Below are 7,554 nucleotides of genomic sequence, written 5' to 3'. Positions count from 1 at the left end.
GCCATTCGGGCCCTCTGCTCTGGTGTCCACATCCAGAGCTTGAATCACATCTGCTCCAACTTTCCAAACAGGCTCTCAGGTTGACCTGATTATTCAAGGATGCGCACGGTTAAAAGTAGTAATGACCGAACGTCTCATTATAGATCGATGCGAATATCCTATCGATATACAGCGGCTCTCAATGAAGCTCTATTTGTCAATATTTTTCAGAAAGGAATTTGATAAGCTAGATATTTCAAACTTGCTTCGGAGCTGTCGGTAGGAGGGCGCCCGATCTCGCCCAAAGGGGAGATGTCCCGGCTCGGTGTCGTATGAACAAGGCCGGGACCGAGGCGCTTCACTGGTCGTTTATCGGGCGGAGGGTCTTGCCCGTTGCAGCGGCGGGCAGTTGAGGGGCCGCGCTGCTGAGATTTTCGAACTGCTCAGGGTGTTGGGAGATATCCACGCCTCCGACGGGCTGCGGGTGGTGCAGATCATCATATTGCAGTGGGGTGATGGACAATGTCTGATCCATGGTCGGCAAAAGCTTGACGTTCCAGCCGCCGCCGAGCGCGCGGATCAGGCCGATATCTGCCTGATAGAGCCGGGTTGCGACCTCGATCTGGTGAATGCGGGTTTCCAGTGTCTGAACCTGAGCGAAGATAGCTTCGAGATAGGTGCCTACACCGCCCTGATAGAGCGTCATGGTCATGTTCTGTGTAGCTAGGGTGGCGTCGACCGCCTTTTCGAGGGTGCGATTTTCCTGATCGAGACGACTGGTGCGTGACAGGCCATCTTCCACTTCACGGAAGGAATCCAGCACCTTGCTACGGTAATTGTCACGTGTTTCGCGGTAGGACGACCAGGCATGCTGGAGCTCGGCGCGTCTCATGCCGCCTTCGAAAATAGGCAGCTCGAAGGAAGCACCGTAGGACCAGAGCGAATTGGCCAGATTGGCCAGATCGAAGCCGTTCTGGGCGAAGCCGCCGCCTGCCTGAAGCGAGATATGGGGATAGAAGGCGGCGCGGGCGATGCCGATCTCGCGATTGGCCTGAGCCATTTCGCGTTCGGCGCTGGCGATATCCGGGCGGCGCTGGAGCAGCTCGGAGGGGACGCCGGCGGGAAGGTTGGGCTGATGGAAGCCCATGACCTGCGTCGGTGCGATGTGAAACGACGAGGGTGAGGCGTTGGTCAGGATGGCGATGGCATGCTCAGTAACCTCGCGGGCGGCCTGCACATCGAGCTCGGCTGCCTGTGTCGAGTAGAGCTGCGCCTGAGCACGGGCCACGTCGAGACGCGGGGCGGCCTGGTTCAGCAACTGGTTCTGCGTGATTTGCAGCGCCTTCTGGTAATAGCCGATCGACTGATTGTAGATGGCGATCTGGGCGTCATAGCCGCGCAACTGAACATAGTCCGAAGCAAGCTCAGCCTGGAGACTCAACCGCGACATGGCGAAGTCGGCGGCTTTTTCCTGGGCGAACTGCTTCTGGGCACGCACATGGTTGCGGATGGACGACCAGAAATCGGGCTCCCAGGAGGCGAGGCCGTGATATTCTTCATCCGTCTCGGTGATATTGCCCTTGTAGCGAAACAGGCGGTCCTCGGACTGCTTGTTGTCGAAGGCACCGGCACCGAGCGCGAGGTGAGGCAGCAGCTCCGAACGGGCCTGTACGACGAGGGCGCGTGCCTGGATGAAGCGTTCGGCTGCGGCCTGCAGATCGGCATTGGACGTGGTGAGCGTCGCTTCCATCTGGTTGAGAAGCGGGTCGTTCAGCAAGGTCCACCAGTTGGTGGGCAGGGTCGTATCGGCAGGGGTGGCGGTCGCGAATGGGCCTTGTCCGTGCCATGTGGCTGGCACGACGAAGGTGGGCGGCTTGTAGGTTGGCGCGAGGTCACAGGCTGACAGGCCGAAAGCCGTCAGAACCGTGCCGCAGGCCAGTGCCAGCTTCTTGATCTTATGTGTGGTCATTCCGAGGCCCCGAATCCGGACTGGTTATAGCCGCGCTGGGGGGTGGTGACGGTGACCTTGTCACCTTCCAGCAGATCGGCTGGCGGGTTGGCGATAATGCGGTCCTTGGGCGAGATACCCGCCTGGATTTCGGTCGAGGTGTCGGCCATGCGTCCGACGACCACATTCTTGTAATGGACCGTGTTGTCGTCATTCACGACGACGACCTGCATGCCCTTCTCCTCGAAGACGAGGGCAGAAGTCGGTACTTCGTAAAGATGCGCCGTCTCGTTATGCGCCTTGAGCTGGACTGAGGCGAAGGTGCCGGGCCAGAGAACCTCACCGGGGTTTTCCATGGTGAATTCCGAGGTCACGGTACGGGTGTTCGGGTCATAGCCGCGCGCCGTGGTCAGGAAGCTCGCGTGGAATTTCTTGTCCTTGAACTGAGGCACGCTGACATCGGCGCTGATGTCGGATTGGAGGATGTAGGAGAAGACTTCCGGCACGGAGACGAAGAGACGCAGCTTGTGCACGTCGGCCACGGTAAAGAGCTCTGATGCGGCGCCCGTGCTGTTGAGGTTGCCGCCACCATCATGGACGTAATCGCCTACGTTGATGCTGCGCGACGTCACGATACCGTCAAAGGGCGCCACGATGGTCTTGAATTTCTCGAGAGCAGCGAAGTGGTCGACATTGCGTTGGGCCGCGTCGACCTCGGCCCGGGCAGATTGCTCATTGGCGTTCGACACGGAGACGGACTGGCCCGATACCGATTGCGACTTGCCCATGGCACGCCAGCGTTCGGCTGTGACAGCCGCAAGGTGGTACTTGGCGAGCACGGCATTCAGATCGGCCTGCGCCTGCGCGTATTGCGCGTCCAGCGCGGGTGCATTGATCTCGGCCAACGCATCCCCTGCCTTCACATGGGCGCCGTAATCCTTAAACCACATTTTTACATAGCCCGAGACCTGCGGGTAGATTGGCGCCTGATACCAGGCATCGATATTGCCGGGGAGGGTGAGGGCCACCTTGTCGGGCGACTGGATGGGGTTGAGCACGGCGACATTCGGGATGGCGCTCTGCTGCGTCTCGGTGGCGAGAGCATGATTGTGGTGGACGCGGCCGACAACGAGGGCGCCGACCCAGAGCGCGAGGACGCATCCTCCCGCAACAGCGATGATCTTGGGGGAGGTGGCCATTAGACGGTTTCCTTCTGGCGGGCAGAGCGGTTGTGCAGGATTGCGTAGACGCAGGGCACGAAGAGCAGGGTGGAGATGGTAGCCACGATCAGTCCGCCGATGACGGCGCGGCCGAGCGGCGCGTTGGTGGAGTTCGATGTCGCCATCGGGATCATGCCGACGATCATGGCGAGCGCGGTCATGAGGACCGGGCGGATACGACCATAACCAGCCTCGATGGCGGCGCGCAGCGCGTCGCCATGGACTTCGAGGCGCTCACGAGCGAAGGACACGACAAGGATCGAGTTGGCTGTCGCTGTGCCCATGCACATAATGGCACCGGTGAGCGCCGGAACCGACAGGCGTGTTCCGGTAAGGAACAGGGCCCAGGCAATGCCGCCCAACGCGCCGGGAAGGGCCGTGATGATAATGAACGGGTCCAGCCAGGACTGGAAGTTCACGACGATCAGCAGATAGATCAGCACGACGGAAACGCAGAGGCCGAAGACGAGCTGTACATAGGCACCATGCATGGTGGTAGCCTGACCGTGGACATCGACCGCTGTGGTGCGCGGCAGGTTGGGTGCGTCCTTGGCGATGGTGTCGTTGACGGCGTCGAGCACGTTGCCCAGATCGGTTCCCTCGACGTTCACGTAGATGTCGATCTCGGACATCGAGTTGTAATGCGAGACCTCGCCTGGTGTACCGGTGGGTACGACATCGGCAATGGCGCCCAGAAGCTGTGTCTGGTCGTTGGGGTTGCCGTCACCCTTGTCGATGGGAACCGTGAGCAGGTCGTTCAGGTGGGTGAGCTGGTCCTGCGACGTATAGACGTTGAGCGGGAAGGTCACGTTATCGACCGGATCGAGCCAGAACTGGGGATCGACCACGCCAGAACCGGCGAGAGTCAGAAGTTCATTGGTGGCGAGATCGTTTTCGCTCAGACCGGTTGCCTGACTGAAGGTACGGTTGCCGTTCACCATGAGGGTAGGGGTGGACATGGTCTGCTGGATGACAACGTCGGCGGTGCCCGGGATCTGGCGGATCTTGCCGATCAGGTGTTTGGCGTAATTGTAGTTATCCGAGACGCTGGGGCCGGAGAGCTGGATGTCGATCGGTGCGGCCGAACCGAAATTCAGGATCTTGTCGGTCAGGTCGGCGGGCTGGAAGGTGAAGACCGTGCCAGGAAAGCGTGCCGAGAGGTCCTTGCGGAGCAGGGCCCGGTAATCCCAGACGGGGGATTCCTCGTCCTTCAGCGCGATGGTCAGATCGCAATCCTGCGTGCCGACGGTCGGCGTGGGGATGAAGGCCTGGTTGTGCGGTCCTTCAGGCAGGCCGCAATTGGAGATGATGTTCTCGACCTTGCCCGGCAGGAGCTGGTTGATGCGGTTATCGACCAGGGCGGCAATACGCCCTGCGACCTCGATGCGGGTGCCGAGCGGGGCACGCATATGCATCTGCAGCGCGCCGGATTTGACCTCGGGGAAGAAGTCACGACCCGCTACACCATAGAGGCCGAGCGAGGCGACGGAGATCAGCAGGAACACGCCGACGAACATGCCGCGACGGGCCACGCAACGTGTAAGCAGCGTGTTGTAGCCTTCGCGGAAATTGTTGAAGCGGTGCTCGAAGCCACGCTGGAAGCGACCAAAGAAGCCTTTGGGCGCCGGAGCGTGGTCGTCATGGCCGTGGGCGTGATGGACCTGACCGGCCAGGAGGAACTTCGCCATGGTGGGCACAAGGGTACGCGACAGGATGAACGACGCGATCATGGCGAACATGATGGCGAGCGCCATGGGCATGAAGAGATAGCCCGCGACCCCTGACAGTTCGAAAAGCGGAAGCCAGACGATACAGATGCAGGTGGTGGAAACGAAGGTCGGGATGACGATCTGGTTGGCGGCGTCGATGATGGCGAGTTCGAGATCCTTGCCCATTTCGAGATGGGTATCGATGTTCTCGATCATCACGGTGGCGTCGTCGACGAGGATACCGACGGCGAGGGCAAGGCCGCCAAGGGTCATGATGTTGATGGACTGACCCGCCCAGCCGAGCCCGATGATCGAGCAGAGAATGGCAAGCGGGATGGAGGTGGCGATGATGACGGTGGAACGCCACGAACCAAGGAACAGGAGCACCACGATACCGGTCAGGATGGAGGCCGTGATCATTTCACGGACCACGTCCTTGATCTGCTCCTTCACCATGACTGAGGCGTCGGCAAGGATGGAGACCTGAACGTCCGGGGGCAGGATGGCGCGCAGGCGTGGCAGAAGGGCCTTGGTGGCGGAAACCACGTCGAGGGTCGAGGCCGTACCGCCCTTCTGGGTGATCATCTCGACCGCCTGACGACCCTTGACAAGCACAAGGTTGGTCTGGGGATGACCGCCGCGATACACATCGGCCACATCACGAATATAGATGACGGCGTTGCCGACGCGCTTGACCGGAATATTGGCGATGTCTTCCATCGACTCCGGGGCCGCGTTTGTCTGGACCATCCAGTCTGTCGCATCGATCTTCTGGTCACCGGCGGGGAGAACGATGTTCTGCGCGGTGAGCGCTGCCTGCACATCGGCGGCCGAGAGGTGATGGGCTCGAAGCTGTTCCTGATTGAGCGAGACCATCACGAAGCTGTCCATGCCGCCATAGGGATGGGCGACGACCGCGCCCGGAACCGTGGCAAGAAGCGGACGCACGCGGATGACACCAAGTTTGAACAGGTCAGACGGGGTCTGTTTTTCGGAGGTGATCTGAAGCGCGATGACGGGAACCTGCGAGGGATCGAGCGCGACGATCATGGGGGCCGGAACCTTGGGAGGCAGGCCGAGCAGGATTGTCTGGGAGATGGCCGTCACTTCTGCCTCAGCCGTACCGACAGGGGTGCCGGGCTGGAAGTAGATGTTGACGATGGAACGCCCGTAATAGGAATTCGACTCCATATGCTCGATATTCTGCACAGTCGTCGTGACTGCCAGCTCGAAATTATAGGTGATTCGTCCGGCGAATTCGTTCGGTAGCAGACCGGGGTAGGTCCAGATGACCGAGACAACCGGCACCTTGATTTCGGGGAATACGTCGGTAGGCGTCTTGAAGATCGACATGATTCCGAACATCAGAATCAGGATCGAAAAGACGACAAAGGTCAGGGGCCGCCTTAAGGCAGTTACGACGATGGCGTTCATGAATTCATGCGCTCTCTTCTCGTACGAAGGGAAGATGCCTTACGGCAGTTTGTGTTGTTTCATTAATCCGAATTAACATTAAGAAAATGATAGCGGCTGCTTTGTGTCGCCCATTACTTATTCAGATCACTCATCTTCGGATCGTATAAGCGCAGACATAAAATGTCGCATAAATGTTGTTTTAGAGAACGCGAAACAACCTGCGCGCCACTCCCTTTATGGCGAAACGCCATGATCTATTCTTGACATTATGGCACAATGCCATTAATAAGACGTTAATCGTCCAGAAGTCGGATCGACTTCAAGGCGCAGCTGGTCGGTTGAAGCTGATCAATACGCGACGGCGTGAGGCGCGAAAGACAGGGGAAGACGTGCTTGGTCACGTTCTGTTCTTTGCTGCGTACCGCGTCGTACGTCTTGTCGGCGAATGAAGAAGGCTGTGTTCTGGATGTGCGATGAGAACAAGGACGCTAAAAATGGTCCCCATCTGGTATCCTGGGCGGATCAGGCATGTCGAAAGGCATGTTTCTGCCCTTGTGCAACCCCGTGTCCGTGGGCTGGAGCACCAGCTCTGGGTGCAGGGCTGCAAGACGAAGAGCCATCTCTTCATCCGTACGGCCGTTCAGGACCCCTTTCAGAAGGAAATCGGTCGAGACCCGTAACCGGTTCGACAGAGACAGGATAAGAAACACGCTTGGCGCGCGATCACCCTTCTCGATCTTGTTGAGGGTTGAGGCGTCGACGCCAAGCAGGCGTGCGCATTCGCTCTGATTGGGGAAGACGAGTTCCCTTGCCCAGGTGATGCGTTTCCCGATGGCGCGCTGAACGATCGCATGTGAATCAGGGCGTTTGTGTTTGGCCATTTGACATTCATAGCAATGGCTCATTGCCAAATCCAGTAGGTATTTGTGAGGAATTGCCACGTTCCAGTCGGTGGCATTTAGCCAATGATCAGAAACATGCATGAGGGTGGTATGAGGCTTTGCAAGGAACGGCCGAGACGTGCGGCTTCGGGAAAAGAACTGATGTTGGCGTTGGCAGCATTGGACCAGCACGTTGTACCGCCACCGCCCACCGGCATTCTTGTCCGGGATGCCGAGCGCGATGAGTCGGGCGCATTGCCTGCTGGCCATGTTGTGAGCTGGGAGGCGCTTTGGCCTGCCGGAGAAGCCCCTTCCTACGTGGAGATGCGGCGAACAACGACTTTTCTGCGGGGGCGCTGAGTGTTAGCCGCCGATCATCATGCACTTGAAGAGGGAGGTCG

At 59.2% G+C, this 7,554-nt stretch carries 4 protein-coding genes; all 4 read right to left on the bottom strand.

Annotated elements, in window-relative coordinates; genetic code table 11:
- Positions 1 to 337: 337 nt before the first annotated feature.
- Positions 338 to 1,948 carry an efflux transporter outer membrane subunit gene (locus AA0535_RS07685; RefSeq protein ID WP_264815357.1) on the bottom strand — a complete coding sequence of 537 codons (1,611 nt, stop codon included), beginning with the start codon at positions 1,946 to 1,948 and terminating at the stop codon, positions 338 to 340.
- Positions 1,945 to 3,126, bottom strand: a complete 1,182-nt coding sequence (locus tag AA0535_RS07680; protein WP_264815356.1) for an efflux RND transporter periplasmic adaptor subunit — start codon at positions 3,124 to 3,126, stop codon at positions 1,945 to 1,947. The genes AA0535_RS07685 and AA0535_RS07680 overlap by 4 nt, the downstream gene beginning before the upstream one ends.
- A complete protein-coding gene (locus AA0535_RS07675; protein ID WP_264815355.1) occupies positions 3,126 to 6,290 on the bottom strand; it encodes an efflux RND transporter permease subunit in 3,165 nt (1,054 codons plus the stop codon). The genes AA0535_RS07680 and AA0535_RS07675 overlap by 1 nt, the downstream gene beginning before the upstream one ends.
- A 470-nt stretch (positions 6,291 to 6,760) precedes the next feature.
- Entirely contained in the window at positions 6,761 to 7,153 is a 393-nt protein-coding gene (locus tag AA0535_RS07670; protein ID WP_264815353.1) for a helix-turn-helix domain-containing protein, read from the bottom strand.
- Positions 7,154 to 7,554 lie beyond the last annotated feature (401 nt).

Origin of the sequence: Asaia krungthepensis NRIC 0535, assembly GCF_025995175.1 — a bacterium.
Classification (GTDB): Bacteria; Pseudomonadota; Alphaproteobacteria; order Acetobacterales; family Acetobacteraceae; genus Asaia; species Asaia krungthepensis.
The sequence above is the reverse complement of the archived record's forward strand: the minus strand, read 5'-3'. Positions and strand labels throughout refer to the sequence as shown.